This is a genomic window from Marinobacter sp. CA1, assembly GCF_020546665.1.
GTDB lineage: Bacteria > Pseudomonadota > Gammaproteobacteria > Pseudomonadales > Oleiphilaceae > Marinobacter > Marinobacter xestospongiae.
Map to the genome: position 1 here is coordinate 2,676,207 of NZ_CP071785.1, position 26,640 is coordinate 2,702,846.

The following is a 26,640-nucleotide window of genomic DNA, read 5'->3' on the forward strand; positions in this document are numbered from 1 at the left end:
GTAAATGTGAGGGCGCCAGTTCAGTTCAGCGAAAATTCCGCCCGATTGTTCACCACCCGGTAGCTACCCAGGTCCAGCGTTTGCCCTTCAAAACTCATGCTGTCGACGGCATCAACCGCCCCAATCACCACCTTCAGTGGCGGTGTGCCGGTCACGTCCAGAGACTGTCCCGACCGTCTCAGCGCCGATACCAGTAAATCGCCATTGGCGTCGGTCACCCGAATCCAGCAGTCCGCCTTGAAGACCGCCGTCAGGTTACCCGGCGTTGCAGCAACTTCCGTCGTGGAAGGAGATACTGGCGCTGGACTGACATCAGGCGCCTGCTGGACATCAAGCTCGGGCTCAGGCTCGGTGACGGCCTCTTCGACCGCAGCTTCCACTGTCGGTTCAGCGGGTTCTGGAGAATTGGTTTCGGTCGCCTCGACCTGGCTTTCAGACTCCGGTTGCACCGATTCCGCCAACGCCTCGGGCTCGGGAGCCGGCTCTACGGGCACTGTGCCGCTGTCATCTTCCTCGTCTGAGGACAGCGCTGGTGGCGCCGAGCCGGCATCGTCGGTTGTCGGACGGTCACCCTCCCCCTCTGCGGCCACCCCGGACTCACTCTGACCGATACTGGTCAGCGACTCCAGGGTCGCCCCCTGCAGAAACACCCGGTAACCGATGAAGCCTGCCAGCGACAGGAACAGCAGAATCAGGATCATTCGGGCAATACGTTTCTTGCGCCGTTTCTTTTGCTCGATCGTCACCAGCGGACTGGCCTGGTGGGCCTGTTCTTTCTCGCGGCGCAGGGGCTCAAGCTCCTGGTCCAGTTGCGACAAAACAACCTTTGGATCAAGCCCTACATGGTTGGCGTAGGCCCGAACGTAACCTTTCAGGAACAGTTCGGTATCGATCTGCTGGTAGTCGCCATTCTCTATCGCCTGAATCACCGACGGTCGCAGGTGCTGGGCCTTGGCAATATCATTGATTGCCAGGCCCCGGCTTTCCCTGGCCGCCTTTAACTGACTGCCGGCACTGGGGCCAGACGCAGCCGACTGCTGGACGGTTTCTTCATTCGACATCTGAATTCAGCACCTTGTATTGTTGGTACTCTTCGGAGTCCGGAAACTTGTTTCTAAGCAACAGCGCCAGACTCGATTCCCGGTCATGATCGCTGAAATGGCGGGCAATGCGAATACCGGTCAACAGACTCTGGGGAGAATGTCGCATGTTGGGGTTGCGTTGCATGGTAACCGTGAGGCGATTGTAGTAGCGCTCGGCGCCCTGGAAGTCATCCAGTTCGAACAGCACCCGCGACAGCGCCAGCAGGGACTGGGCATCGCCGCGACTCAGCTCCACCGAGCGACGATAGGCCCGGGCCGCGGCCTGGAGATTATCAAGACGCTCTTCGGTAATACCCAGATTGAAGAAGACGGAGGCCCGCTCGCCGAATTCGGTATCCTCGGAGGCCCGCTGAAACTGGTCCCGGGCATCGGCAAACCGGTTCTGGCCAAACAGGAAGGCACCATAGAAAACCCGCCCCCGGGTGTAGTCCGGGTCGGAAGACAACGCGTTCTGGTAGGCTTTCTCGGCCAGCTCAGGCTCCAGCTCGGACTGGTACACCAGCCCCATGGCCGCCTGACCGCCGGCATTGTCCGGGTCCAGCTCCAGCGCCCGGTCGAGATGACCACGGGCCCGATCCATGTTGCCCTGGCCAATGTAGGCCATGGCCAGCTTAACGTACTTCTGGACCGCCTCGTCCCGGTCCGCCTCGCGCTGGAACGGGCTGTCGGAGGTGGTCACGCAGCCGGTCATCAGACCGAGCAGGATCAGGACAGCCAGGCTGCGGATAGTCTCAACTCTGAACCTTGTCACGTATGTCAGTCCTTTTTGTCTGCCGTGCCTGCGGCGGCGGCCCGATCGCCGGTTATGGTGCCACCTGTTGCACGGCAATGTAACGCTGGCTTCGCTTGGTGCGGTCTTCAACCCGCCCAACCAGCTGGCCGCAGGCAGCGTCGATATCGTCGCCGCGGGTGGTCCGCACGGTGGTCACGAAGCCGGCCTGATTGAGAATATGCTGGAACTGCCGCGTGGCCGTCATCTTGGGGCGCCGGAAATCACTTTCCGGGAACGGGTTAAAGGGAATCAGGTTGATCTTGCACGGCAGGCCACGCAGCACCTTGGTCAACTGCCGGGCGTGCTCGGGCTGGTCATTGACCCCTTCGATCACGGTGTACTCGATGGTGGCCTTGCGCTTGTCAGGCAAACCGGAGAGATAACGACGAGTAGCCGCCAGCAACTCGGCAATCGGGTACTTTTTGTTCAGCGGAACCAGCTGGTTTCGAAGCTCATCATTGGGGGCGTGCAGGGAAATCGCCAGTGACACATCGGTAACCTCACCCAGACGGTCCAACGCCGGCACCACACCGGAGGTGCTGAGCGTGACCCGACGCTTGGAGATCCCGTAGGCCAGGTCCTCCATCATCAGGTTCATGGCATCGACCACGTTATCGAAGTTCAGCAGCGGCTCGCCCATACCCATCATCACCACGTTGGTGATCGGGCGATCGGCGTTGGGCTCAAAAGGCATGAAGGCCTTCCGGGCCACCCAGACCTGACCAATAATCTCAGCGGCGGTGAGGTTACGATTGAACCCCCGCTTGCCGGTGGAACAGAAGGTGCAGTCGAGGCTGCAGCCAATCTGCGACGACACACACAAGGTGCCCCGCTCACCGTCGGGAATCAGCACGGTTTCCACGCTGTTGCCACTGTCCATCCGCATCACCCACTTGCGGGTGCCATCGCGGGAGGTTTCGTCATAGATCACTTCAGGTCCACGAACTTCGGCGACTTTTTGCAGTTTTTCCCGCAGCGCCTTGCTCATGTTGGTCATTTGATCGAAGTCATCAACACCACGTTGATGAATCCACTGCAGTACCTGGGTGGCGCGAAAGCGCCTTTCCCCCAGGGACTCGAAAAAGGCCTCCAGTTTGGCCTTCGGCATCCCGAGGAGATTGGTTTTTTCAGTGGACGTTGTCATGGGGAAAACCTCGATCAAATAACCAACCGGGGCGGCATACTACGCCGCCCCGGGCAACGACTTAGCCGCGCGGGCAGATTTCGTTGTCGTTGAAGAAGTAGGCAATTTCGCGCTCAGCGGAAGCGGCGGAATCGGAGCCGTGAACGGCGTTGGCATCGATGGACGATGCGAAGTCGGCACGGATGGTACCGGCGTCAGCTTCCTTCGGGTTGGTGGCACCCATCAGGTCACGGTTTTTCAGGATGGCCCCTTCGCCTTCCAGAACCTGAACCACAACCGGGCCGGAAGTCATGAAGGCAACCAGATCGCCGAAGAACGGACGCTCTTTGTGCTCAGCGTAGAAGCCTTCGGCTTCTTCCTGGGTCAGGTGCTTCATCTTGGCAGCCACGATGTTCAGGCCGGCTTTTTCGAAACGGCTGTAGATCTCGCCGATAACGTTCTTGGCTACGGCATCCGGCTTGATGATTGAGAGCGTGCGCTCGTTAGACATGGTCTATCTCTCCAGTGTAGGTTCAGGATGAAAATTCAGGTTTGCGATTATACGCAGTCCGAGGGCAACTGCCTACCGGACCGAACGCAGTCGGGTAACCACATCAACCACCTGGGTGGCGGCGAACGCCACTTCCTCGTCGGTGGTGAAGCGCCCGATGGAAAATCTCAGCGCCCGATGGGCCTGCTCGTCAGCCAGCCCAATGCCCCGCAGCACGTACGACGGCTCCAGGGTGGCGGAGGCACAGGCCGAGCCGGAAGAGACCGCCAGCTCCCGCAGCCCCAGCATCAATGACTCGGCCTCCACGCCATCAAACGACAGGTTAATGATACCGGGCACACAGGCCTCGGGGCAGCCATTGAGGGTCACCCCTTCCAGCGATGCCAGACCATCCAGGAACGCAGCCCGTAGCTGCCCAAGCCGACGCTCTTCGTCCGCCAGTTGTCTGGCCGCCAGCTCAAAGGCCTTGCCCATGCCGACAATCTGGTGGGTCGGCAGAGTGCCTGAGCGCATACCGCGCTCATGGCCGCCGCCGTGCATCTGCGCCTCAATGCGAACGTCCGGCGCACGGCGCACATACAGTGCCCCAACCCCTTTGGGGCCGTAGACCTTGTGCCCGGACAGCGACAGCAGATCGACCTTCAGCGCGGTCACGTCGATGGCCATCTTGCCGGCCGCCTGGGCCGCATCCACATGCAGCAGCACACCGCGCTCCCGCAGCAGCTTGCCAATCGTCGCGATGTCGTTGATGGTGCCCAGCTCGTTGTTGACCAGCATCAGGCTGACCACCACGGTGCGCTCGGTCAGCGCCTCCGCTACTTGCTCCGGTGCAATCCGGCCCTGGGCGTCGGGGGACAGCCAGGTCACGTCGCACCCCTGATCCTCCAGCCACTTGCAGGTATCCAGCACCGCCTTGTGCTCAATCCGCGAGGTGATGACGTGCGGGTTATCCCGACCGGCAACCGCTCCCTTGAGCGCCAGGTTGTCGGACTCGGTCGCACCGGACGTCCATACAATCTCCCGCGGGTCGGCCGCGATCAGGTCGGCAACCTGCCGGCGACCGGTTTCTACCGCCGCCTCCGCCTGCCAGCCAAAGCCATGGGAGCGGGACGCCGGGTTGCCGAACACGCCATCCGGTGTCAGGTACTTCATCATTTCTTCAGCAACGAGCGGGTCTACGGGCGTCGTTGCCGCATAATCCATATACACAGGCTTTTTCATAACGGGGGATCTGTTGTAATTCAGGCCGGCGCCTGGTCGGATAGACGCTCGGTATTGATGGTTTGTGACTCTTCGTCGTGGAGGCGGTCCTGCCGGGCCGCCACTTCCTGGATCTCATGCTTTTTCATAAGATCCGCGAGGCTGATCTCACTGAGGAACTGATGGATCTGCTGGCTGAGGTCGGACCAGAGATGGTGGGTCAGGCACTTCTCGCCCTTCTGACAGTCACCCTTGTTGCCGCAACGGGTGGTGTCCAGGGACTCGTTCACCGCATCCACCACTTCGGAGATAAAGATGGCGTCGGTGCCACGACTGAGACGATAGCCACCGCCAGGCCCACGCACGCTGGCCACCAGCTGGTGGCGGCGCAGGCGTGCGAAGAGCTGCTCAAGATAGGACAGCGAAATCTCCTGGCGGGTGGAAATGTCCGCCAGGCTGACAGGGCCTTCCCCACCATGAAGCGCGAGGTCCAGCATGGCGGTGACCGCATACCGGCCTTTGGTGGTCAGTCGCATAGTGTTAGCCTTGACTGCACGGATGTACGGGATTCACGGTAGTTGAGTATGAATTGACCAACTATTTCAGTCAAGTATTCGCAACCGTCATCACCCCTGCTTGTCCGCCTCCTCCCGCACACAATCGAAATCCTCATCATCCAGCGGCGGCAGAGCGCCGTTGCGATAATCCTTGTTCACTTTCTGCAAGGCCTTGCACATATTCTCGATACGGTCGTCGACCGCATGCATATGATCCAGCAGCGCCCGCACCGAGCGCGCCACCGGGTCCGGCATCTCGTCGGTCACGCCGTAGGCATCGAAGCCCATGCGCTCTTCCATCTCGCGACGGCGGGCATCATCACCTTCCTTGTCCTTGTGCTTGACGATCACCCGTCCGGGAATACCCACCACCGTAGCCCCCTCGGGCACGGCCTTGGTCACCACCGAGTTGGAGCCCACTTTGGCGCCTTCACCAACTTCAAACGGCCCCAGAATCTTGGCGCCGGCGCCCACAACCACGCCGTTGCCCAGGGTGGGATGGCGCTTGCCCTTATTCCAGCTGGTGCCGCCCAGCGTCACGCCCTGATAAAGGGTGACGTCATCGCCGATCACCGTGGTTTCGCCGATCACCACGCCCATGCCATGGTCAATGAAGAACCGCCGGCCAATGGTGGCGCCGGGGTGGATTTCGATGCCGGTCAGCCAGCGGGAAATGGTCGACACAGTTCGCGCCAGCCACTTGAGGCCCAGGTTCCAGAGCCAGTGGGCAAAACGGTGAAGCAGCAGTGCGTGAAGCCCGGGGTAATTGGTCAACACCTCAAAGGTGTTGCGCGCCGCCGGGTCGCGGTGAAATACGCTCTGCACGTCTTCTTTCAAACGACTAAACATGATCCTTATCCTGCACCTGTGAATCGCTGTCGGGTGCGGCCTGCGGCTGGTCACCCGCTGCTTTCTGAACTGCGCTAAGAACACCACGCAAGATGTTGATTTCCATTTGATCCATCTGCGCACGCTGGAACAGTCGGCGCAGCCGGGTCATCAACTGACGGGGGTTGTCGCGACGGTGGAAGTCGATGACCTCAAGGGTTCCCTCAAGATGGCCGAAGAACCCTTCAACATCCTTGACCGATGCCAGCGGTACATCCCAGCCCGGGTCTTCCGGCGAGGTCATCGATCCAAGGTAGGGGCGACTCTCCTGCTCTTCAAGTCCCCGCAGGTAATGCATCCGCAATTCATAGCAGACGACCTGAACCGCCATCGCCAGATTCAGCGAGCTGTAATCCGGGTTCGATGGAATGTGGATGTGGTAGTGACATCGCTGCAGCTCATCGTTGCTCAGGCCATTGCTTTCACGCCCGAACACCAGGGCAACCGGCCCCCGGGCGGAATATTCCGCGGCCTTGCCAACGGCCTCCGCGGGTGGGATGACCGGCCAGGGTACCTTTCGCCCGCGGGCGCTGGTGCCCATCACCAGCACGCAGTCCTCAAGCGCCTCGTCCAGCGACCCAACGACCCGGGCCTGATCCAGTACATCCGAGGCCCCGGAGGAGCGGGCGTAGGACGCCTCATCCGGAAACGATGCCGGATTCACCAACCACAGGTTGGCCAACCCCATGTTCTTCATCGCCCGCGCAACGGCGCCGATATTGCCCGAGTGGGACGTCTCCACCAGCACGATACGGATCTGGGGATAGTTGGCTTGAGTGGCCTCTCCGGGCAGGGCGGGCTTAAGCATGGTGTCGGTTCTCTCAACAGCGAAAGGTCGAATGGGGCGCCATAATACCAGAACCCGGCCCCGCCCTGCCCGTTCGCAGTTGCCGAGACCGCCCAACGGCAATTACCTAGGAACCTTCTGGTTAACTCAAAGCTAAAAAACATACAAGGAAAACCGGGGTTTTGGTATGATACGCGACCTTCCATACACCCAGGTAACGTACAGTCTGATGCAACCAGCAATTAAAATGGCTCTGCGCGTTGCGCGCCAGGGTTCTGACTACCTCAAAGCGCATTTTGAACGCCAGGACCCAGCCGATAAAGACGCCACCGAGCGCAACCAACAGCTCGACCGGGTCGCCCAGTCCATCTATGAGAATTTCTCGGAGCAGCTGCAGAAGGCCTACCGGGACCACGTCATCGCACCCATCAACGATGCCGACGCCGGCGATGCCGAGCGCTCCTGGCACATTTTCCCGATCCTGGGTCGCGAAAACTTCCTGCTTTGCCTGCCGGATTTCGCTCTGGCTCTGGTCCAGAAGAAAGACAACCGTACCGAGAACCTGCTGCTGATCAACCCGATCACCGGCGAGGAATACACCGCCAGCCGTGGTCAGGGCGCAGCCCTTAACAGCCGCCGCGTACGCGCCGGTACGGTTCGCCATCTCGATAAGGCGACCCTGGTCAGCAACCTGCTGTCCCAGGCCAAAGGCCAGGACGATCCGCTGATCTGGAGCGAAATGGCCGTCACCCTGGCCCAACAGACCGCCAGTTTCCGCACCGCCAGCTGCGTCGCGCTGGACCTTGCCCGGGTAGCTTCCGGTCGCCAGGACGCCGCCGTTATCTTCCGCCCTCAGGCCGAAGACCTGACCATCGGCCTGACCATCGCCAAGGAAGCCGGCGCCCTGACCAGTGACTTCGCCGGCAACCCCTCCAGCGACGGCGCCCGCCAGCTGGTGGTAGCGAACCCGAAGCTGTTCCGGGAAGTACTGAAGTCCCTGCATCCGTTTAACGGTCGCCTGCCCCGCTAGGCCGGCAGCAACAGGCTGATCTCCAGTTACAAGAGATCAGCCCAGGGATACAAAAAGACCGCGGTGGGTTGCCCCAGCGCGGTCTTTTTTTGTGCCGACTAAACGGATCTACATCCGATTGAGCCATTCCGGCGGCTGCTCTTCCTCGTCGCCTTCGCCGGTTCCCTCTTTCGGCGGGACAATCATATCGTCCCGGGTTACGCCCAGAGACACCAGCAGGTTGGCTGAGACGTAGATGGAGGAATAGGTACCGACAACCACACCGATGATCAGCGCCAGCGCGAAGTTGTTGATCGCTTCGCCGCCCAGGAAATACAGCGCCAGCAGTACCACCAAGGTGGTCCCGGACGTGTTGATGGTCCGGCTGATGGTCTGGTGGATCGACTCGTTGATGATCTCTTCCGGATCTTCAATCCGCAGCTTGCGGAAGTTCTCCCGGATTCGATCCGCCACCACGATGGTGTCGTTGAGCGAGTAGCCGATCACCGCCAGCAACGCCGCCAGCACACTCAGGTCGAAGGTCCACTGGAACAGCGCAAACACACCCAGAATGATGATGACGTCGTGGGCCAGCGGTACCACTGAGGCAATGCCAAACTTGAACTGGAAGCGCATGCCGACGTACACCAGCACCACTGCCAGAGCAATCAGCAGCCCCAGACCACTGTCTTCCTTGAGCTCATCACCCACCTGGGAGCCAACAAACTCGGAACTCACCAGCTTAAGCTGATCGCCATCCGCCATCAGCGCGGCGGTGATCTCTTCCGCCAGCTTGTCGTTGCCGGATTCCGCCAGACGCACCAGCACCAGCGTGTCGGCACCGAAGTTCTGCACCACGAACTGGTCATAACCGGCGTCAGTGAGAGTCGCCCTGACCTCATCCAGCTGCGGCGGCTGCTGATATTCCAGCTCCACCGAGGTGCCCCCGGTAAAGTCGAGGCCTAGGCTCAGGCCACGGGTGGCCAGCAGCACAACGGCCACCACCACCAGAACAATGGACAACAGTGAGGCCGGCTTGCGCAGCCTCATGAAGTCGAACGGTCGCTTCGCTGATTCAGACATTGGCCAGTTTCCCTCCGATCGACAGTTTCTCGACGTTACGGCCGCCGTAGACCACGTTGACAATGCCTCGGCTTACCATCAGACCGGTAAACATCGAGGTCAGAATGCCCAGACACAGGGTCACAGCGAAGCCTTTGACCGGACCGGAACCCATGGCAAACAGGATGATCGCCACCAACAACGTGGTGATGTTGGCATCCAGAATCGACACAAACGCCCGCGAGTAGCCGGAATGAATCGCCGACTGGGGCGGCGCCCCGGCCTTGAGCTCCTCACGAATACGCTCGAAGATCAGCACGTTGGCATCCACTGCCATACCCACGGTGAGAACGATACCGGCAATGCCCGGCAGCGTCAGAGTGGCCGACAGGATCGACATACAGGCCACCAGCAGCATCAGGTTCAGCGTCAACGCAACGTTGGCCACCAGACCGAAACCACGGTAGTACACCAGCATGTAGATCAGCACCAGCAGGAAGCCGAGGGTAACGGACATCACACCGGCATCGATGTTCTGCTGACCCAGGCTCGGCCCAATGGTGCGCTCCTGAACAAAGTACATCGGCGCTGCCAGGGAGCCGGCACGCAGCAGCAGGGCCAGCTCGGACGCTTCCGGCACCGAATCCAGACCGGTGATCCGGAAACTGCTGCCAAGGGCTGACTGAATGGTCGCCAGACTGATGATGCTGCGCTCTTCCACGCGCCGCTCCACCGACTGCAACTCACCGTCGACCAGACGATCTTCGGCTTCAGTCTTGAATTCGATAAACAGCACCGCCATGCGACGCTGAATGGCATTCTTGGTGGCCCGGTACATCAGATCACCACCCACTGAATCCATGGTGATGTTGACCTGGGGCTGACCGTTCTCATCGAAGGCCTGCTGGGCATTCGCCACATTGTTACCGGTGGCGATGATTTCCCGCTCCAGCCGCGCGGTGCGGCGAGCCTCGTCACGGAAGGGATACACCTCGATCTCGCTGGCTTCGGCATCCGGACGCGCTTCCAGACGGAACTCCAGATTGGCCGTCGCCCCCAGTACCCGCTTGGCCTGGGCGGTATCCTGGACACCGGGCAGCTCAACAATAATGCGCTCAGTCCCCTGACGCTGCACCAGCGGCTCCGCCACACCCAGCTCGTTGACCCGGTTGCGGATGGTGGTCAGGTTCTGCTCCAGGGCGTAGTCCTGAATCTGTTTGACTTCGGCGTCTGACAGGGTCAGCACCAGCTCGAACTGGTCACCGTTGCGTCGCTCTTCCAGCAGGAACTGGGTGTGCTGCTGGCGAATCAGGCTGAACGCCTCATCCCGGTCAGCTTCGTCGCGGAAGGTCATGGCGATCTGACGACCACCCAGAACATCGCCGCCACGGTATCGGATACGCTCTTCCCGCAGCTCGCGCTTGATCTGGCCGGAGAAGGCCTCCATCCGCTGCTGCAGGGCCGAATCCATATCCACTTCCAGCAGGAAGTGGACACCACCGCGCAGGTCCAGGCCCAGCTTCATCGGGCCGGCACCCACACTGCGGAGCCATTCGGGGGTGGATGGCGCCATGTTCAGCGCCACCAGATACTCCTTGCCAAGAGTGGCCTGGACCAGGGGACGCGCCTTGAGCTGGTCGTCCCCGTTGGTCAGGCGGATCAGGCCGTTGCGTTCCTGCAACGACTCTGACTTGATCTCGATTCCGGCGTCCTGCAGTGCCCGGCTCGCCCGCTCCAGCGTACGCTGATCGACCTCCGTGCTACTTCGGGCCCCGGTGATCTGTATCGCGAAATCGTCGGGATACAGGTTGGGCAACGCGTAAATAAACCCGATCGCCAAGGCGAACAGGATGATCAGGTTCTTCCAGAGCGGGTACTTGTTCAGCATGGGGTCCCTTAGTCCTAACCGGTCTTCGGAATCAGTGAGTCAACGGATCGACTCAGATATCCTTGAGGGTTCCTTTCGGCAGGGCCGCCGCAACCGCCACTTTCTGTACCTTGATTTCCACGTTGTCGGCAATCTCGACCACAATAAAATCGTCGGTTACCTTGGTGATCTTGCCGGCAACGCCACCGGAGGTCACTACTTCGTCGCCCTTGTTCAGGCCGGACATCAGTGACTTGTGCTCTTTCGCACGCTTGGACTGGGGACGCCAGATCAGCAGGTAGAAGATCAGGATGAAGCCGGCAAAGAAGATGATCTGCCCCATCACGCCCATCTGGCCAGGCGCCTGCTCCTGAGCCATCGCCACGCCCGGCACGATCGACGCCAGGCCGGCCATCCACAGTTTCAGTGATTTCATTGGTTTCTCCGTTAATCAGATTTGAGGTAAATCGCTTGCCGCCGGCGTCCCCTGACCCTGTCGGGCACCGATCACGCCGGCGGCTCGAATTCTGTAACCGTACTGCCGCCGCTGGCGACATTTTCGCAGGCAACGAGCCCAGAGATGAGGGCGCCGTCAGTCAACTTCAAGGGGCGGTACCGGTTCGCCCCGGCGCTCATAGAAGGCCGCGACGAAGTCGGACAATGTACCCGCTTCAATGGCCCCGCGCAAACCAGCCATCAGGTTCTGATAGAACCGCAGATTGTGGATGGTGTTGAGCTGGGAGCCAAGCATTTCTCCACACTTATCAAGATGATGCAGGTAGCTCCGGGAGAAGTTCTTGCAGGTGTAACAATCGCAGGTGTCGTCCAGCGGCCCGGTGTCATGACGGTTGCGGGCGTTGCGGATCTTGACGATGCCGGTGGCGGTAAAGAGATAGCCATTACGGGCATTGCGGGTGGGCATGACGCAGTCGAACATGTCGACCCCGCGACGCACCGCCTCAACGATGTCCTCGGGACGGCCAACGCCCATCAGGTAGCGGGGCTTGTCCGCCGGCATCTTGGGCGGCAGATGGTCCAGGATGCGGATCATCTCGTCCTTGGGCTCACCCACCGACAGACCGCCAATGGCATAACCATCAAAGCCGATCTGCTCCAGACCTTCCAATGAGCGGTCCCGCAGCTCCGGGTACATACCACCCTGGACAATACCGAACAGCGCTGCCGGATTGTCACCGTGGGCCTGACGACTGCGGGCCGCCCAGCGCAGGGACAGCTCCATCGATTCACGGGCCTGCTTCTCGGTGGCCGGGTACGGCGTGCACTCATCAAAGATCATGACGATATCGGAACCGAGGTCGCGCTGAACCTGCATCGCGATTTCAGGATTCAGTTCCACCGGTGAACCGTCCACCGGCGAGCGGAACGTCACACCCTGTTCGGTGATCTTGCGCATCTCGCCCAGGCTGAACACCTGGAAGCCGCCGGAGTCGGTAAGGATCGGACCCTGCCACTGGGTGAAGTCATGCAGATCACCGTGGGCCTTAATCACTTCTGTGCCCGGCCGCAGCATCAGGTGGAAGGTGTTGCCCAGAATGATGTGGGCACCGATCTCCTCGATGTCCCGGGGCAGCATGCCCTTGACGGTGCCGTAGGTGCCAACCGGCATGAAGGCCGGCGTCTCCACCGTACCCCGTGGAAAGGTCAGCCGGCCACGACGGGCCTTGCCGTCACTGCCGAGGTGTTCAAAGGACATGAAGCAATCGCTGCTCACGATGATTCTCCCGCTTTTGACTGTCCGGCCAGCGAACCCAGGCTGGGCTCCTGACCAGTAATAAACATACCGTCGCCGTAACTGAAGAAACGATAGCGCTGATCCACCGCTTCGCCATAGGCCGCCATCACATGGTTGTAGCCGGCAAACGCACTCACCAGCATGATCAGGGTGGACTCCGGCAGGTGGAAGTTGGTGACCATGGCATCCACGGTCTGGAACCGGTAGCCGGGACGGATAAAGATATCGGTCTCCCCGCGGAAGGTGCGTAACACCCCGCCACGGCTGGCCGACTCCAGGGAACGGACCGAGGTGGTGCCGACGGCGATCACCCGACCACCCCGCTCACGGGTCTGGCGCACGGCTTCCACCGTCTCTTCCGGCACCTGGGCGACTTCGCTGTGCATGACGTGATCTTCGATGCGATCCACCCGCACCGGCTGAAAGGTGCCGGCTCCCACATGAAGGGTGACAAACGCCGTGCGCACCCCCTGTGCCTGCAGCCGCTCAATCAGGGCTTCGTCGAAATGCAGGCCCGCGGTGGGCGCCGCCACCGCACCGGCCTCGCGGGCATAGACGGTCTGGTAACGCTCTCTGTCCGCCTGTTCGTCCGGGCGATCAACGTAGGGCGGCAACGGCATGTGCCCGATGCGCTCGAGCACGTCCAGCACCGGCTCCGGAGCTTCGCAGCGAAGCAGGAACAGCGCCTCGCGACGCTCCTCCATCCGCAGCACCGTGCCGTCTTCCAACAGCACCCGCTGCCCCGGTTTGGGCGGTTTGGATGCGCGAACGTGAGCCAGCAACTGATGATCATCCAGCAGACGCTCCACCAGAACTTCCACCTGGCCCCCGGTTTCCTTGCGGCCAAACAGGCGCGCAGGAATGACCCGGGTGTTGTTGAACACCAGGAGATCGTCAGGATGCAACAGGGATGGCAGGTCGGAGAAGGTGTGGTGACCGGTGTGTCCGGTGAGACCGTCCAACGTCAGCAGACGGGACGCGCTTCGCTCGGGCAGTGGGTAACGGGCGATCAACTCGTCCGGCAGATCAAAGTGAAAATCGGAGACATTCATCGACAGGACTGTTCAGTGGTACCGCGAGGGCGGTCGGTATGTGATTGGGGGGAGTGACCATTGCCACTCCCCTCAGCCCGGCCGTCGATGCAGACCGGCCCGGTCTTCAAATACTGGTACCAGCGGGCGGACTCGAACCGCCACGCCCGTGAAGGCGGGGGATTTTGAATCCCCTGTGTCTACCAATTTCACCACGCTGGCATCGGAGAGATTGGCAATTATACCGACGCGCCTTGTGAAATCAACAGGCTATTCAGTCCGTCGTCCGCAATCGCTACAGCCGGTCGAATAACGACAGCCGTGAGACCTGGGCAAACGACTGCTGGGCCGCCTGCAGCACGAAACTCTGGAAGGTCAGGTTGCTGATCGCCTCGGCGTAGTCGACATCCTGCAACTGGGAGCGGATGTCCTTGGTGTACACCGAAGAATCCTCCAGAAACACCGAGGTGGTCTCCACGGAATTGAGCCGGCCGCCGATCTCGGTCTGGGTACTGATCAGGCTCTCCTGGATGTTGTCCATGTTTACCAGGGAATCCGCCACCAGGGCATCGTAGGCTTCGTTGCCGCCCTGGTAGTTGGCGCTGGTCACCGGCGGTGCCGCCCCCAGATCAAGATCCTCCGCCTTGGCCCCGGTTACCTGTAACCCACCGGTGTAATCCGGCCAGGGCGGAACCTTGGGATCGGGGTCCTGGGCGCTGATGTTAAGGTCCTGACCACCGGAGCGGATCACCACGTTGCCATTCTCGATGCTGGCCGTAATGCCCTGCTCCGCCAGCTCGGTGTGGTTGTTGATCAGGTCCCGCAGGTCGGCGTTGGTCTCGGTCCCGGTGAAGACCGCACCCGCCCCCCCCTGAGGCACACTCAAACCGTTGATGTAGAGCTTGCCGCCGGTGGGCGCGAAGTTGGTGACTGTCGCCCGTGCCCGGCCCTTGGCCTGGTTCTCGAGGCCGTAGATCAGCTTCTCGATGCTGGTGAACATGCCCTGGCGCTCAGAGGTCTTGATATCGAAGGTGTCGTTGACGTCCGGGATGCCATGGATTTCAAACTGGATACCTTCGAACTGGATGCTCTCGCCACTGATGAAGTTCCCGGTGGCCACCGTGGTCGGCGGTTGCTCGCGGGTCACCACCTCGTAGTCCAGGCCGCTCGGGGAACCGCCATTGGCGACAAAGCGCACCTCCAGATCAACACCCCCATTGCTGTCGTAGAACTGGTTGTAAAGATCCTGGTCCACCACCATGCCGGTACTGATGCGGGCTCCGGATACGTTGTCGCCTCCCGCTTCGGCAAAGAAGGTGCGATCAGCGCTGGCGATGTCCACAAACAACCCCTTGCCATGATCACTGATCGGTACCGTAACCCCTTCATCCAGCTCCAGCTTGCGCTGGCCTTCATCCCCCTGGTAGACCCAGTTGCCGGAAATGTTCTTGCCAAACGCCGGCACTTCCCCCTGGAAGCCACTGAAGATGTACTCGCCGGATGCGTCCCGGGCGTTGCCCAGAGTCGCCAACTGATCCAGCCGCTCCCGCAGCTCCGAGGCGATGGACTGCCGGTCGCTCGGGGTCAGCGCGCCATTACCCGCCTGAACCGTCAGCTCCCGCACCCGCTGGACCACATCCAGCATGCTCGAGATGGCATTCTCTTCCTGCTGCAGGCGGTTCTCTGCCAGGCCGGCATTGCGCTGGAACTGCTCGATGCGCGCCACTTCCTGGTCCAGCTTGAGGATTCGCGCCGCCGCCACCGGGTCATCTGAGGGCTGGTTTACCCGCTTACCGGTGGACACCTGCTGGCTGGTCTGCTGCAGGCTGGCGTTCAGATCCTGCAGCCGGCTGATACCGCTGGAGAAAATCTGCTGGGATGAGATTCTGATCATAGTCGCTCACCAATTTCCGTTATCGGAAGGTCGACAACAGGGTGTCGAATAGACTCTGGGCCACGCTCATAACCTGGGCCGAGGCATTGTAAGCGGCCTGATACTGGATCAGCCGCCCGGCTTCTTCGTCCAGGTTGACCCCGGACACTGACTCGCGTTGGTTCACCGATTGTTGCAGCAGCGCCTCACTGGAATCCAGGTCAAGCTGGCTCTGGCGGGTTTGCACCCCAATGGTCTCCACCAGGCCGCCGTAGCCCTCGGTGAGGTTTTGCGAGCCGTTGTTCATGGTGTTCTTGCCGGCCAGCGCCGCCATCAGTTCGGCGTTGCGGTTGTCCGACACACCCTCGGTGTTATAGCCGATGTTAAAGGTGTCTCCCGCCTGCGGGTTGCCGCTGATCTCGAACTGGAAGCCCTGGTAGTTCGGATCGGTGGGGTCCTCACTGAACAGCTTGTTGGAAATGCCCGGGGTGTAGACGTTCTGTGGCGGCGTGGCACTGCCCGTCACCAGCACGTTGTTGGGATCGTTGGCATCCACCACGTCGTACACCAGGGTGCCGCCATCATCCCGGAAGCGGATTTCCAGCGGCGGGTCCAGCTCCCCCTGGCTGCGGAACCCCGGCAGGATGCCGTTCGACAGCGGGTTGCGGACGTTCAGCATCAACCCCTGATCAATCACCCCATCGCCGTTGTTGCCGACGTTGGCTTCCGCCCGCACCGGGCTGGCAAAGGCCAGATCCTCTTCCCGCTCCACCTCCAGCGAGATCGATTCCGCAGCGTTACGGGTAGGCTGAATCTGGTAGCTGTCACCCGGGTTGAAGGTGCCGTCGTTGATCTGGATATTGAACCCGGGCATGCCGATCTCAGCCGGCAGCGGGTCCGGCAGACGGCCCTGTTTGACCACTTCACCGGATTGGCTGTCGATCACCTCGTAGTTGCGACCGTCGCCTGAGAACTGCAGGTTCCAGCTGCCCGAGATCAGCGCGTTGCTGTCGCTGATCTCGACACCAATGTCGGCATCCCCTGGCGGCAGATTGTTGCCGTTGGCAATCACCCGACTGGACATCGCCTCCGGCGAGTTGATATCAGAGAAGAACAGACCACCCAGGTCGCCCTCCAGGTCCATACCAATCTCGTGCTGGTGATTGATGTTGTCTTGCAGGGCAATGGCCACCCGGCCCAACTCATCAAACGCGGTTTTCAGGGATTCCTGTTCAAAGCGCCGCAGCCCTCCCAGGGACCCGCCGGTGATCTGGCTGTCGATCGGTACCTGACGTCCGGCATCCAGCAGGGTGAACTCCAGGAAAGCCGGGTCTTCCACGCTGGGCCGTGTCGACAGCTGGGAGGCATCCGCCCCCACTACCAGCGCCTGACCATTGCCCAGCATGACGTTGACCTGGTTGCCCTCGGTGTGGAGCACCCGAATGCCCACCAGCTCCGACAGCTCACGCAGCTTCTCGTCGCGCTTGTCCAACAGATCGTTAGGCAGCCGACCCTGGGCAATACCCGGGCTGTTGGAGATCGCCAGGTTCAGCTCGGCAATGCTGGACATCAGGGTGTTGGCATCTTCAACGCCCTGGCGCATCTGCAGCTTGACCGACTCCCGCTGCTGGATGAACTCGGCCTGCAGAGACTGGAAGCGATCCGCCACCGCCTTGGCCTCACTCAGCACCGACTGTCGCTGGGGCAGCGACGCCGGGTCTTCCGCCGCACTCTGGAGACTGGCAAAGAAGTTGTTCAGGACATCGTTGAGCCCGGTGGTCGAGGACCCCAGCAGGTTGTCCAGTCGGCTGAGTTCCTGATTCAGCGCTTTCTGTTCGGACTGCAGCGAGGTGTCTGAACGCACCTGCTCCACCAGGTACTCATTTGCCACCCGGCGGATGTTGGAGATGTTGACCCCGGTGCCCACCGTACCGGCACCAGTGCGCAGGCCCCGCTGGCTTTCGAACAGCACTTCCTGGCGGCTGTAGCCGGGCGTGTTGGCATTGGTGATGTTGTTACCGGTGGTATTCAGGGCTGACTGATGGCCCAGCACACCGGACAAACCAATTTGAATCAGATTGGCCATAGCGTTTTACCCTCGGAACCTATCCGTCAGCTCCCGGGGACGACTGCCCGGAGGCACCCACCGGCTGGTTCATGGTCTCGCCGGCCATGATCCGGCGAATCTTGTTGGCGTAATGCGGGTCGGTCGCATAACCCGCAGCCTGCAATTGGTCAGCGAACTGCGCCGGGTCTTCGGCGGACGCCAGCACCTCGCGATAGCGGGGATTCGACTTCAGGAAATCAACATAGTCGTGGAAACTGGCCTGGTAATCCGGGTAGGCCCGGAACTGCGCCCGCTCACTCATCCGCACGCCATCCCGGTACTCCGAGGTGGCGATGTTGACGGAATCCCCCTGCCAGCGCCCGTCGGCCTTGATACCGAACAGGTTGAAACTCGGCGCACCCTGCTCCCCTTCGATCATGTGGCGCCCCCAACCAGTCTCCAACGCGGCCTGCGCCACCATCAGCCGGGGATCAATACCGGAATCCGCCGCGGCCGCTTCCGCCAGCGGCAGCAACTGACTGACAAACTGCTGTGGCGACTCGAACCGGGACGGCAAGACGCTGTCGGTCGCCGGCGCCGATGACGCCGCCACCGCCTTCACTTCCGCAAGCCGCTCCGGCAGTTGCCGCGACAGTGACGGCAGACTGCGGTCGTAGGCGGCAATGTCGGCCTTGTGGCCGGCCCGACGCTCACCTTCGGCGGACATCCCCGGAATCTGGCGACTGAGCTGACGCACCAGAGTGTCCGACAGCCCCAGCCCCTGGTCGGACAAGGTCAGACTGAGCTGGTTGTCGAACATGTCCTGATAGAACTTGGACTGCTGGCTGTTGAGCAGGTTGCCCTCGGAGAACACCTCGTTGGCTTTGCGCATGGATTTCATGATCTCGGTGAGGAACAGGCCCTCGAACTGCTTCGCCACTTCCTCCAGCGCCGCCTTGCGATCAGAGCGCGCTTCCGCCTTCAGCGCGTTGAGACCGCCGAAGTCGGTGTAGATGCGGGATTGCTGTAGTCGTGGGTCCTGCATGACGCTACCTCAGATCACAATCAGTTCGGCCCGCAGGGCGCCGGCCTGTTTCAGCGCTTCAAGCACCGCCATGACATCACCCGGCGCCGCGCCGACCTGGTTCACTGCCTGCACAATCTCGTTAAGGGTGGTCGCCGGACCAAACTGAAACATCCGCGCCGGGTCTTCGGTCACCGCAATCTGGGTGTTGGGAGTCACCACCGTGTCACCATTGGCAAACGGGTCCGGCTGGTTCACTTCCGGGTTTTCCTGAATGGTGACGGTCAGGTTGCCATGGGTAATGGCCGCCGGGCTGACCCGCACGTTCTGCCCCACCACGATGGTGCCGGTGCGGCTGTTAATGACCACCTTGGCGGCGTCTTCGGCTGGGTCGACCTCCAGGTTCTCCAGGATCGACAGGAAGCTGACCCGCTGGGACGGGTCCCGTGGCGCCTTGACGGAGATCGACGTGGCATCGTGGGCATAGGCCATATCCGGCCCCAACATGCCATTGACTGTCTCCACCACCCGCCGTGCCGTCGTGAAATCCGGCTGCAGCAGGTTGAAGGTGATGGTGTCACCGCGACTGAACGGCGACAGCACCTCGCGCTCGATGGTTGCGCCATTGGGAATGCGACCCACGCTCGGCACGTTCACGGTAATCCGCGAACCGTCAGCGCCGGCGGCACCGAAGCCACCCACCACCAGGCTACCCTGGGCCATGGCATAGACCTGGCCGTCAGCGCCTTTGAGAGAAGTCATCAGCAGACTGCCACCCCTCAGACTGTCAGCATTGCCGATGGAGGAGACCGTCACATCCATTTCCTGCCCCGGCTTGGCAAACGGCGGCAAGGTGGCGTGTACCGTCACCGCCGCCACATTGGCGAGGTTGGGGTTGGTGCCTTCCGGCAGGGTCACACCGAACTGGTTCATCATGTTGCGGAAGGTCTGGTTGGTGAACGGCGCCTTGTCACCGGTGCCGTCCAGCCCCACCACCAGGCCGTAGCCCACCAACTGGTTGTTACGCACGCCCTTGATGCGGGCCAGGTCCTTGAGCCGGTCGGCCACCACCGGCGCCGCCACGAGAGCCAGAACCAACAGCAGTGCCATACTTCTCAGCCTGTTCATAACGGCCACCACTCACTATTGAAGAACCGTGCCAGCCAGCCCATCTGATTGGCCTGATCGAAATCGCCGGTGCCACCATAGGCAATGCGGGCGTCGGCGATCCGGGTGGACGCCACAGTATTATTCGGGGCAATGTCCTGAGGCCGGACCATGCCGGTCAGGCGGATGAACTCGTCGCCATTGGTCAGCGACAGCCATTTCTCGCCCCGGATGCGCAGCACGCCGTTGGGTAGCACTTCCGTCACCGTAACGGTGATACTGCCGTTCAGACTGTTGCTCTGGTCCGCTTCGGCCTGGCCCTCAAAATCCCGTTCGAAGTTGGCGCTGGTGTTGATGCCCAGATTGGCCTTGCCCAGCAGAATCGGTTCCGGAATCGACAGTTCGTTGTCCTTGGTGATGCTGCTCTCCGCCGACTTGCTCGCCTGCGTGGACTCCTGCAACGTCACGGTGAGAATATCCCCGACATTGAGCGCGACGGTGTCGCCGTAGAAGTTGTAATTGCGGGAGGTCTGGTAGATCGACCCGGTGTGGGGGTCGCGAGCCATCATTTCCTGGGGCCGCACCGGGGCGTAGGCCGGATCATCCGGTATCGCCCGGGGCCGGGTCATCGCCGTGCAACCTTCCAGCAACACCAGCACCGCCACCAGAGCCGGCATGCCGACCCGGCGGTACCCGTTGGTCTGGGTGTTGTTCCCATTCATGACAGTCACCTCACTCATTGCCGCTACGCCCATCAACCGATGTTGTTGGTGATGAACTGCAGCATCTGGTCGGTGGTGGAAACCACCTTGGAATTCATTTCATAGGCCCGCTGGGTGGTGATCATGTTGACCAGCTCTTCCACCACCTCGACGTTGGAGGCCTCGGTCATCTGCTGCTCGATACTGCCAAGCCCGCCGATGCCCGCCTCGCCTTCATTGGGATCGCCGCTGGCGTTGGTGGCCCGGAACAGGTTGTTGCCGATGGCCTGCAGGCCCTGGGGATTGACGAAGTCCACCAGCGTAATCTGCCCCAGGTTGACCGGGTTGGCCTGGTCATCCACCACCACAGACACGGTGCCGTCCTTGCCAATGGTCACCTTGGTGGCGTTGTCGGGGATGGTGATGTTCGGCTCCAGGGTGTAGCCGTCCGGATTCACCACCTCACCGTCGGCATTGAGCTGGAACTGACCGTCGCGGGTGTAGGCAATGCCGCCGTCGGGCAGCAGGATCTGGAAGAAGCCACGACCATCCACCGCCATATCCAGCGGTTGCTGGGTGTTCTGCAGGTTGCCCTGGGTAAACTGCTTGGTGGTACCCACCACCCGTACACCGGTACCCAGCTGCAGCCCCGAAGGCAGCTCGGTGTTCTGCGAACTGAGACCGCCGGGCTGGCGGTGAATCTGGTACAGCAGATCCTGGAACACCGCGCGATCGCGCTTGAAACCGGTGGTGTTGACGTTGGCCAGGTTGTTGGAAATGGTGGACATGTTGGTGTCCTGGGCACTCAACCCGGTTTTACTGACCCAAAGTGCTGGATGCATGCTCTACTCCTCGGCCGGTGGCATGGCGGCCAACTGTTGCCGCCTGGCGCCATCAGCGCTGTGAAACAGGTTCGTTATCAGAGGTTCTGCAACAGACGTGCCGCCGCCTCGGAATTGGACTGGGAGGTACTCATGACCTTCACCTGCATTTCGTACTGCCGCGACAGTTGCAGGTTGGAGATCATCTCGGACACCGCATTGACGTTGGAGGCCTCCAGAAACCCGGTGGCCACCCGCAGATTGCCATCCGGCGGCTCCGGGCCGTCCAGCGCCTGGTCAGGCTTGCGACGCAGGTAGCCGTCTTCACCTTTCTCCAGGGCATCGGCCGGGGGATTCACCAGCTTCAGCCGGTCGATATCCACCAGCTGATCGGGCGGACCGCCGGCGGGCACGATGGAAATGGTGCCGTCGGCACCGATCTCCAGGCTGTCAAACGGCGGCAGGGCCACCGGGCCACCATTGCCCATCACCAGGTCGCCATTGCGATTGCGCAGCAGGCCGTTGACGTCCACCTGCAGGCTGCCGGAACGACCGAACACCTCTTCGCCCTGACCATTCTGGACCGCCAGCCAGCCGTCACCTTCCACCGCCACATCCAGCTTGCGACCGGTATCCATCAGCGCGCCGGCGGACAGATCGGTACCAGGCCTTTCGGTCATGGCGTAGGCGCGGGTGGGATGATGCTCACCAAACACCGGCATACTCCGGGCCTGGGCGAAATCCCGCTTGAAACCGGTGGTGTTGGCGTTGGCCAGGTTATTGGCGTGGGCCCGCTGGGCCAGCATGTTCTGCTTGGCGCCTGACATGCCGATGTAGAGGGACTTATCCATGCGGAAAACTCCTGCCGGAACTTTGACTGATAGCAGGGTTAATGCAGAACTTGTGCCAACAAGAAAGAGGAGGTACCGGTCACCGGGAATCCGGGCGGCAGAAGTAGCAGAAACAGAAGCAACTCCCGGGTCCATCTTTCGAACCCGGGAAGTTGCGCTAACGGTTATCAGCGGAGGTTGATGATGGTCTGGGTGACCGCATCAGAGGTTTCAATGGTCTTGGCGTTGGCCTGGTAGTTGCGCTGGGCGATGATCAGGTTCACCAGCTCCTCGGACAGGTCGACGTTGGACTCTTCCACCTGACTGGCCTCAATCGAGCCCAGGGTGCCGGTCTCCGGCTGGCCAATCACCGGCTGACCGGACTCAAACGTCTCCACCCAGGTGGTGTCCCCCACCGGCGTCAAACCGTCGGTATTGCTGAAGGCCGCCAGCGCCACCTGCCCCAGCGCCTGGGACTGGCCGTTGGTGTAACGGGCAAACAGCACCCCTTCCGAGGATACGTCCAGCCCCGCCAAGCGACCGGTGGTGTAACCATTCTGGTTCTGGTCGTTTACGCCAGATGACGTGCCGTACTGGGTCGTCTCCGACAGCCCGATCACAAAAGCGGAACTGGTGGGGGGGTCCGGAATTGGCGTCTCGATAACCGTGCCAGGAGGCGGAGGGCCATCAGCACCGTTGGGATCGCCGTTCTCATCTTTCGGCACCCAGTCGCCGATCACCATTTCACCGGCCTGATCGCCGTTGATGGATTGCAACCGACCATCTTCCGTAAAGCGGGCGACAAACGGCGTGGAATCCGTACCTCCGACAAATTCACCGTCAATCTGGACGTAGATGGACCATTGGCTCGCCCCCACACCGTTACCCGGCGCCGGATTTTTGACGAAATACTGGGTCATCTCATGGGAGTTGCCCAGACTGTCATAAATCTTGGTGGACGTGGCGTAGTTGTAGGTCTTCTGATCCAACGGGTTGAACTGGTTGGTCACCTGGGGAGCCCGGGCACCCCAGGCCGTGGCAAAGGCACTGGCGGCATCGTCAGAGGTCAGGTCGGCGACATCCCGATCGGTGGTAATTCGAATCGTGGCCAGCTCTTCCGGCTGATTCACCGTGGTAGCGTTATTGGTGTAGCTGGCCGCCAGTGGATTGCCGCTGTTGTCGATCAGTCGCAACTCGCCGGTGGCATCGTCCACCGACGCGGTGACCGAGTTGGCACTGGAGTTGTTGATGGCGTCAGCCAGGGAGTCGAGATCCGTGACCCCCGAGGTATCCACCGGCACGGCGACGCCATCCACCTGCACTTCGAAGCTGAACCCGCCGGCAGTGATGAAGGCGTTATCCAAGGGCGGCGCCTGGCCGGTCATATTCAGGATGGTCTGGGCCGACGCCCCCACGCCGTCTTCCTGATCCAACAGCGAGACCACGTCAGGCGCGGAGATCGGATCGGGATTGGGCGCCGGGATCACAATGTCCCGAGTGCTGCCATCTTCGTAGGTCAGGGTCAGGGTCTCACCGGTGAACCCGGCTGCCGGCACGGTGACATCACCCAGTATGTTGACCTGCCGCTCCAGCACCGACTGGCGGGAATCCAGGTTCAGATCGAAATCGATCTGGGTGGTACGGCGAGGCGCCAGGTTGTCGGTGTCGATACGCAGGTCACCGCGAACGCCGGACAGGTTGCCATCGTCGTCGGCCTCGTAGCCCTGAACCCGCATGTTCTGGTTATTGACCACGTAGCCGTCTTTATCAACGCCGAACTGACCGGCGCGGGAATAGCGAGTTTCACCGCCATTGTTGAGGATAAAGAAGCCGTCTCCGTCGATGGCCATATCCAGGGCATTGTCGGTAAAGCTGATATTGCCCTGACCGAAACTCTGGCGGACATCCTGCACCCGCACGCCGTCACCAACGGAGTTACTGCCAGCGCTCAGAAAACCACTGGAGTACAGGTCACCAAACTGCACCCGGCTGGATTTGAAGCCCACGGTGCTGGCGTTGGCAATGTTGTTGCCGGTGACATCCAGATCAACCGAAGCTGCCCGCAATCCACTAAGACCCGTATTGAAAGCCATGTTACACCTCGAAATTCAGATTCTGGATCAATTGATCTGGTAGACGTCGGCAAGGGCCACCGAGCCCTGTCCCGCCAGGTTAAGGGTGATTTCACCCGCGCCACCCAGTGACACACTGTCCACGTTGGCGCTGATGAGGGTGCCAAGCTGTTCGGTGCCGGAAGGGTAACTACCCTCCGCAACGAACTCGTACTTGCCGGGCGGCAACGGATCGCCGTTGGCGTCATTGCCGTCCCAGGTGAATTTCTCGTAGCCCTTGGCCGCCTGACCCAGATCGATCTGCCGCACCAGCTCACCGGCGCTGTTCTTGATGGAGATCTTCAGGTTGGAGGTGGAAGCCTGTACCGCCACCGCGCCTTCAATCTCGCCTTCGCTCACCAGCTTGGCGGCCGTACCCGGCACCAGCACCGTCCGCCCCACCATGGCGGAAGCCTGCAGGGCCTGGGTAGAGCGGAATTCGCCCACCACGTTGTCCACCGCACTGGAGACTTTCTGCATTTCTTCCAGGGAACTGAACTGCGCCAGCTGGGCAATGAACTCGCCGTTGTCCTGTGGCTCCAGTGGGTTCTGGTTCTTCAGCTGCGCGAGCATCAGCTCCATGAACTCGCCCTGGCCCAGCTCATCACTGCCCTTGGCCTTGTCGTCCTGTTTGATGCCGTACTGACTCAGGAACTCACTGCTGGTTGTGCTGTTAACCGCACTCATGGCTTATTCCTCGCGTCTTATTGCTGTCCCAGGGTCAGAATCCGCTGCATCATCGACTTGGCGGTGTTCATCACGTCCACGTTCATCTGGAAGCTGCGGGATGAGGACATCATGTCCGCCATTTCTTCCACCACGTTGACGTTGGGGTAATACACATAGCCGTCTTCGTTGGCGGCGGGATGATCCGGCTCATACCGCATCTGCAGCTCGGCCTGACTCTCTACAATACCTTCCACCCGCACACCGGCGCCCAGGGCATCGTCACCGGCAGCGGCAACGCCTTGCCACCCCTGGTCGGGGTTGAGCATCTGCTGCTGGATGGCGGCGAACACCGGCTTGCGGGCACGGTAGGTGGTATCGGTACTGGAACTGGCGGTCTCGGCGTTGGCAATGTTCGAGGCGGTGGTGTTCAGTCGCAGCGACTGCGCAGTCATACCGGAGCCGGCAATGTCAAAGATGCTGCCTAGGGACATGATGAATCTCCTGAATAATCCTGGGTCGCTGTGTTACTGGCCTTTCAGGGCCTTGTTCAAACCACTGAACTTGGCGTTCAGGAACTGGAAGCTGGCCTGGTAATCCATGGCGTTACGCATGAAGCGGCTCTGCTCCTGCTGGCTGTCGACCGTATTGCCGTCAATTGAGGGCTGATGGGGGTTGCGGTACATCAACTCGCCATTGCCGCCGCCAGTGCCATCATCCAGGTGGCCAGCGTGGGTTCGTGCCATTTCGAAGCCGCTCATCGACTCCTGAGCCCGGGCCATCATCGCCTGGAAGTCCACGTCCCGGGCCTTGTAGCCGGGGGTATCCGCGTTGGCCAGGTTGTTGGCCAGCACCTCGGCACGTTTTACCCGCGCCTGCAAAGCGTGTTCGTGAATGCCCAGTGCCTTGTCAAAGGTGATTGCCATACTGCCTCCGGAACAGCCGTTCTGAGCCCGTCAAGTTGGGCGATAGGTCGTCTTTCCAGAGTCAAAGCAATTGTGATGCCAGTTTCTTTGCAGGATGCGGAAGGTCAGGAATGGCGGGGGATGCGGTCAAACGGGAGAGGAATAGGAGATGTGGGTGGCGCAGCCGCTGGCGGCAACCACCCGGAAAAGCGGCAAGGTCTTTCCCTATGGCGTGTTCGGCCAGGAGCGGACAAACTCGGCCACCGACAAACGCGGCACCGACGGTTTGCTGTCCGCTACGGAGCCGACGTACAGGAAGCCGGCGATACTCTCTTCCGCCTGCAACCCGAGCCCCTGTTTCACCCGCTCGTCATAGGCCAGCGCCCCGGTCCGCCACATACCACCAAAACCCGCGGACTGCAGCGCCAGCAGCATATACGCCAACCCCGCCCCGGTGGACAGCACCTGCTCCACCTCCGGCACCTTGGGATGCTCGGTTGGACTGGTGATCGCCACCACCAGCATGGGCGCCCGCAGCGGCATGCGTCGAAGCTTGTCTTTCTCAGCCTCGGTGTCGGCCGTGCCGGCGAACAGCTCGCCCAAACGCACCAGCCCCTCGCCTTCAATCACCAGATACCGCCAGGGACGCAAAAGCGCATGATCCGGCGCCCGTGCGGCACATTCGAAGACCTGTTCCAGCAGCGCCTGATCCGGCGCGGGGGCGATCAGTCGGGGTTCCGATGAACGGTTGAGAATGGCGTCAATTACCTCGGTCATAATCCTTCCGGCTAACGGGTTAGAGTGCCGCCATCAGGCGGCACAATGGCTGCAGATCAGGCCACAAACTGCCAGAATTGTGCAGTTCAGGCAATGCTGTTAGTCTTTAGTCGTA

The 26,640-nt window shown here is 61.1% G+C and carries 26 protein-coding genes and 1 tRNA gene; 1 reads left to right on the forward strand and 26 read right to left on the reverse strand.

Going from position 1 to position 26,640, the window contains the following annotated elements:
• Nucleotides 1–20: 20 nt before the first annotated feature.
• The 8 genes from J2887_RS12205 to trmJ form a co-directional block, all read right to left on the reverse strand.
• Nucleotides 21–1,061: a RodZ domain-containing protein gene (locus J2887_RS12205; RefSeq protein ID WP_227171404.1), complete on the reverse strand. Its 1,041-nt coding sequence runs from the start codon at nt 1,059–1,061 to the stop codon at nt 21–23.
• On the reverse strand, nt 1,051–1,854 hold the full coding sequence (gene pilW, locus J2887_RS12210) for a type IV pilus biogenesis/stability protein PilW (RefSeq protein ID WP_227171405.1): 804 nt from the start codon (nt 1,852–1,854) through the stop codon (nt 1,051–1,053). Before pilW ends, J2887_RS12205 begins: the two co-directional genes overlap by 11 nt.
• Nucleotides 1,855–1,906: 52 nt before the next feature.
• A complete protein-coding gene (gene rlmN, locus J2887_RS12215) occupies nt 1,907–3,019 on the reverse strand; it encodes a 23S rRNA (adenine(2503)-C(2))-methyltransferase RlmN (protein WP_227171406.1) in 1,113 nt (370 codons plus the stop codon).
• Nucleotides 3,020–3,080: 61 nt separating this feature from the next.
• On the reverse strand, nt 3,081–3,509 hold the full coding sequence (ndk, locus tag J2887_RS12220) for a nucleoside-diphosphate kinase (protein ID WP_227171407.1): 429 nt from the start codon (nt 3,507–3,509) through the stop codon (nt 3,081–3,083).
• Nucleotides 3,510–3,581: 72 nt separating this feature from the next.
• Entirely contained in the window at nt 3,582–4,730 is a 1,149-nt protein-coding gene (locus J2887_RS12225; RefSeq protein ID WP_227171408.1) for an IscS subfamily cysteine desulfurase, read from the reverse strand.
• A gap of 20 nt (nt 4,731–4,750) precedes the next feature.
• Entirely contained in the window at nt 4,751–5,245 is a 495-nt protein-coding gene (gene iscR, locus J2887_RS12230; RefSeq protein WP_227171409.1) for a Fe-S cluster assembly transcriptional regulator IscR, read from the reverse strand.
• A 90-nt stretch (nt 5,246–5,335) separates the two neighbouring features.
• Nucleotides 5,336–6,115 (reverse strand): serine O-acetyltransferase, encoded by a 780-nt coding sequence (gene cysE, locus J2887_RS12235; protein WP_227171410.1) that lies wholly within the window; start codon nt 6,113–6,115, stop codon nt 5,336–5,338.
• Nucleotides 6,108–6,962 (reverse strand): tRNA (cytosine(32)/uridine(32)-2'-O)-methyltransferase TrmJ, encoded by an 855-nt coding sequence (gene trmJ, locus J2887_RS12240; RefSeq protein ID WP_227171411.1) that lies wholly within the window; start codon nt 6,960–6,962, stop codon nt 6,108–6,110. The genes cysE and trmJ overlap by 8 nt, the downstream gene beginning before the upstream one ends.
• A 208-nt stretch (nt 6,963–7,170) precedes the next feature.
• Here trmJ and J2887_RS12245 point away from each other — a divergent pair, with 208 nt between their 5' ends.
• Nucleotides 7,171–7,971, forward strand: a complete 801-nt coding sequence (locus tag J2887_RS12245) for an inositol monophosphatase family protein (RefSeq protein WP_227171412.1) — start codon at nt 7,171–7,173, stop codon at nt 7,969–7,971.
• 108 nt (nt 7,972–8,079) lie between these two features.
• Here J2887_RS12245 and secF read toward each other — a convergent pair whose 3' ends face one another.
• From secF to J2887_RS12335, 18 genes are all read right to left on the reverse strand, one after another.
• Nucleotides 8,080–9,033, reverse strand: a complete 954-nt coding sequence (gene secF, locus J2887_RS12250; protein ID WP_227171413.1) for a protein translocase subunit SecF — start codon at nt 9,031–9,033, stop codon at nt 8,080–8,082.
• Nucleotides 9,026–10,900 (reverse strand): protein translocase subunit SecD, encoded by a 1,875-nt coding sequence (secD, locus tag J2887_RS12255; protein ID WP_227171414.1) that lies wholly within the window; start codon nt 10,898–10,900, stop codon nt 9,026–9,028. Before secD ends, secF begins: the two co-directional genes overlap by 8 nt.
• A 52-nt stretch (nt 10,901–10,952) precedes the next feature.
• Nucleotides 10,953–11,315, reverse strand: a complete 363-nt coding sequence (yajC, locus tag J2887_RS12260) for a preprotein translocase subunit YajC (protein WP_228752813.1) — start codon at nt 11,313–11,315, stop codon at nt 10,953–10,955.
• 156 nt (nt 11,316–11,471) lie between these two features.
• Nucleotides 11,472–12,593 (reverse strand): tRNA guanosine(34) transglycosylase Tgt, encoded by a 1,122-nt coding sequence (gene tgt / locus J2887_RS12265; RefSeq protein ID WP_227176113.1) that lies wholly within the window; start codon nt 12,591–12,593, stop codon nt 11,472–11,474.
• Nucleotides 12,594–12,607: 14 nt separating this feature from the next.
• On the reverse strand, nt 12,608–13,684 hold the full coding sequence (gene queA / locus J2887_RS12270; protein ID WP_227171415.1) for a tRNA preQ1(34) S-adenosylmethionine ribosyltransferase-isomerase QueA: 1,077 nt from the start codon (nt 13,682–13,684) through the stop codon (nt 12,608–12,610).
• A 114-nt stretch (nt 13,685–13,798) separates the two neighbouring features.
• Nucleotides 13,799–13,885, reverse strand: a tRNA-Leu gene (locus J2887_RS12275).
• Nucleotides 13,886–13,958: 73 nt separating this feature from the next.
• Nucleotides 13,959–15,557, reverse strand: a complete 1,599-nt coding sequence (gene flgL, locus J2887_RS12280) for a flagellar hook-associated protein FlgL (RefSeq protein WP_227171416.1) — start codon at nt 15,555–15,557, stop codon at nt 13,959–13,961.
• A gap of 19 nt (nt 15,558–15,576) precedes the next feature.
• Nucleotides 15,577–17,622: a flagellar hook-associated protein FlgK gene (flgK, locus tag J2887_RS12285; RefSeq protein ID WP_227171417.1), complete on the reverse strand. Its 2,046-nt coding sequence runs from the start codon at nt 17,620–17,622 to the stop codon at nt 15,577–15,579.
• Between the two features lie 19 nt (nt 17,623–17,641).
• Nucleotides 17,642–18,628 carry a flagellar assembly peptidoglycan hydrolase FlgJ gene (gene flgJ, locus J2887_RS12290; protein ID WP_227171418.1) on the reverse strand — a complete coding sequence of 329 codons (987 nt, stop codon included), beginning with the start codon at nt 18,626–18,628 and terminating at the stop codon, nt 17,642–17,644.
• A gap of 9 nt (nt 18,629–18,637) precedes the next feature.
• A complete protein-coding gene (locus J2887_RS12295; RefSeq protein ID WP_324197210.1) occupies nt 18,638–19,735 on the reverse strand; it encodes a flagellar basal body P-ring protein FlgI in 1,098 nt (365 codons plus the stop codon).
• Nucleotides 19,732–20,436 (reverse strand): flagellar basal body L-ring protein FlgH, encoded by a 705-nt coding sequence (gene flgH / locus J2887_RS12300; protein WP_227171419.1) that lies wholly within the window; start codon nt 20,434–20,436, stop codon nt 19,732–19,734. The genes J2887_RS12295 and flgH overlap by 4 nt, the downstream gene beginning before the upstream one ends.
• A 32-nt stretch (nt 20,437–20,468) precedes the next feature.
• Nucleotides 20,469–21,257, reverse strand: coding sequence for a flagellar basal-body rod protein FlgG (gene flgG / locus J2887_RS12305; RefSeq protein WP_227171420.1), 789 nt, complete (start codon nt 21,255–21,257; stop codon nt 20,469–20,471).
• A gap of 77 nt (nt 21,258–21,334) precedes the next feature.
• Nucleotides 21,335–22,087, reverse strand: a complete 753-nt coding sequence (locus J2887_RS12310; protein ID WP_227171421.1) for a flagellar basal body rod protein FlgF — start codon at nt 22,085–22,087, stop codon at nt 21,335–21,337.
• 167 nt (nt 22,088–22,254) lie between these two features.
• Nucleotides 22,255–24,159: a flagellar hook-basal body complex protein gene (locus J2887_RS12315; RefSeq protein ID WP_227171422.1), complete on the reverse strand. Its 1,905-nt coding sequence runs from the start codon at nt 24,157–24,159 to the stop codon at nt 22,255–22,257.
• 27 nt (nt 24,160–24,186) lie between these two features.
• Entirely contained in the window at nt 24,187–24,864 is a 678-nt protein-coding gene (locus J2887_RS12320) for a flagellar hook assembly protein FlgD (protein ID WP_227171423.1), read from the reverse strand.
• A gap of 17 nt (nt 24,865–24,881) precedes the next feature.
• Entirely contained in the window at nt 24,882–25,337 is a 456-nt protein-coding gene (flgC, locus tag J2887_RS12325) for a flagellar basal body rod protein FlgC (RefSeq protein ID WP_227171424.1), read from the reverse strand.
• Between the two features lie 33 nt (nt 25,338–25,370).
• Nucleotides 25,371–25,769 carry a flagellar basal body rod protein FlgB gene (gene flgB, locus J2887_RS12330; protein ID WP_227171425.1) on the reverse strand — a complete coding sequence of 133 codons (399 nt, stop codon included), beginning with the start codon at nt 25,767–25,769 and terminating at the stop codon, nt 25,371–25,373.
• A gap of 204 nt (nt 25,770–25,973) precedes the next feature.
• Nucleotides 25,974–26,525, reverse strand: coding sequence for a nitroreductase (locus J2887_RS12335; protein ID WP_227171426.1), 552 nt, complete (start codon nt 26,523–26,525; stop codon nt 25,974–25,976).
• Between the last annotated feature and the right edge of the window lie 115 nt (nt 26,526–26,640).

Coding starts and splice junctions, on each gene's coding strand:
- J2887_RS12225 (WP_227171408.1), bottom strand. CDS start 4,730: ATGAAAAAGCCTGTGTATATGGATTATGCGGCAACGACGCCCGTAGAC.
- flgG (WP_227171420.1), bottom strand. CDS start 21,257: ATGCATCCAGCACTTTGGGTCAGTAAAACCGGGTTGAGTGCCCAGGAC.
- J2887_RS12310 (WP_227171421.1), bottom strand. CDS start 22,087: ATGGATAAGTCCCTCTACATCGGCATGTCAGGCGCCAAGCAGAACATG.
- queA (WP_227171415.1), bottom strand. CDS start 13,684: ATGAATGTCTCCGATTTTCACTTTGATCTGCCGGACGAGTTGATCGCC.
- flgJ (WP_227171418.1), bottom strand. CDS start 18,628: ATGCAGGACCCACGACTACAGCAATCCCGCATCTACACCGACTTCGGC.
- J2887_RS12335 (WP_227171426.1), bottom strand. CDS start 26,525: ATGACCGAGGTAATTGACGCCATTCTCAACCGTTCATCGGAACCCCGA.
- ndk (WP_227171407.1), bottom strand. CDS start 3,509: ATGTCTAACGAGCGCACGCTCTCAATCATCAAGCCGGATGCCGTAGCC.
- flgB (WP_227171425.1), bottom strand. CDS start 25,769: ATGGCAATCACCTTTGACAAGGCACTGGGCATTCACGAACACGCTTTG.
- rlmN (WP_227171406.1), bottom strand. CDS start 3,019: ATGACAACGTCCACTGAAAAAACCAATCTCCTCGGGATGCCGAAGGCC.
- secF (WP_227171413.1), bottom strand. CDS start 9,033: ATGTCTGAATCAGCGAAGCGACCGTTCGACTTCATGAGGCTGCGCAAG.
- J2887_RS12245 (WP_227171412.1), top strand. CDS start 7,171: ATGCAACCAGCAATTAAAATGGCTCTGCGCGTTGCGCGCCAGGGTTCT.
- J2887_RS12320 (WP_227171423.1), bottom strand. CDS start 24,864: ATGAGTGCGGTTAACAGCACAACCAGCAGTGAGTTCCTGAGTCAGTAC.
- tgt (WP_227176113.1), bottom strand. CDS start 12,593: ATGTCCTTTGAACACCTCGGCAGTGACGGCAAGGCCCGTCGTGGCCGG.
- J2887_RS12295 (WP_324197210.1), bottom strand. CDS start 19,735: ATGAACAGGCTGAGAAGTATGGCACTGCTGTTGGTTCTGGCTCTCGTG.
- flgH (WP_227171419.1), bottom strand. CDS start 20,436: ATGAATGGGAACAACACCCAGACCAACGGGTACCGCCGGGTCGGCATG.
- J2887_RS12315 (WP_227171422.1), bottom strand. CDS start 24,159: ATGGCTTTCAATACGGGTCTTAGTGGATTGCGGGCAGCTTCGGTTGAT.
- flgK (WP_227171417.1), bottom strand. CDS start 17,622: ATGGCCAATCTGATTCAAATTGGTTTGTCCGGTGTGCTGGGCCATCAG.
- cysE (WP_227171410.1), bottom strand. CDS start 6,115: ATGTTTAGTCGTTTGAAAGAAGACGTGCAGAGCGTATTTCACCGCGAC.
- flgC (WP_227171424.1), bottom strand. CDS start 25,337: ATGTCCCTAGGCAGCATCTTTGACATTGCCGGCTCCGGTATGACTGCG.
- iscR (WP_227171409.1), bottom strand. CDS start 5,245: ATGCGACTGACCACCAAAGGCCGGTATGCGGTCACCGCCATGCTGGAC.
- flgL (WP_227171416.1), bottom strand. CDS start 15,557: ATGATCAGAATCTCATCCCAGCAGATTTTCTCCAGCGGTATCAGCCGG.
- yajC (WP_228752813.1), bottom strand. CDS start 11,315: ATGAAATCACTGAAACTGTGGATGGCCGGCCTGGCGTCGATCGTGCCG.
- secD (WP_227171414.1), bottom strand. CDS start 10,900: ATGCTGAACAAGTACCCGCTCTGGAAGAACCTGATCATCCTGTTCGCC.
- J2887_RS12205 (WP_227171404.1), bottom strand. CDS start 1,061: ATGTCGAATGAAGAAACCGTCCAGCAGTCGGCTGCGTCTGGCCCCAGT.
- trmJ (WP_227171411.1), bottom strand. CDS start 6,962: ATGCTTAAGCCCGCCCTGCCCGGAGAGGCCACTCAAGCCAACTATCCC.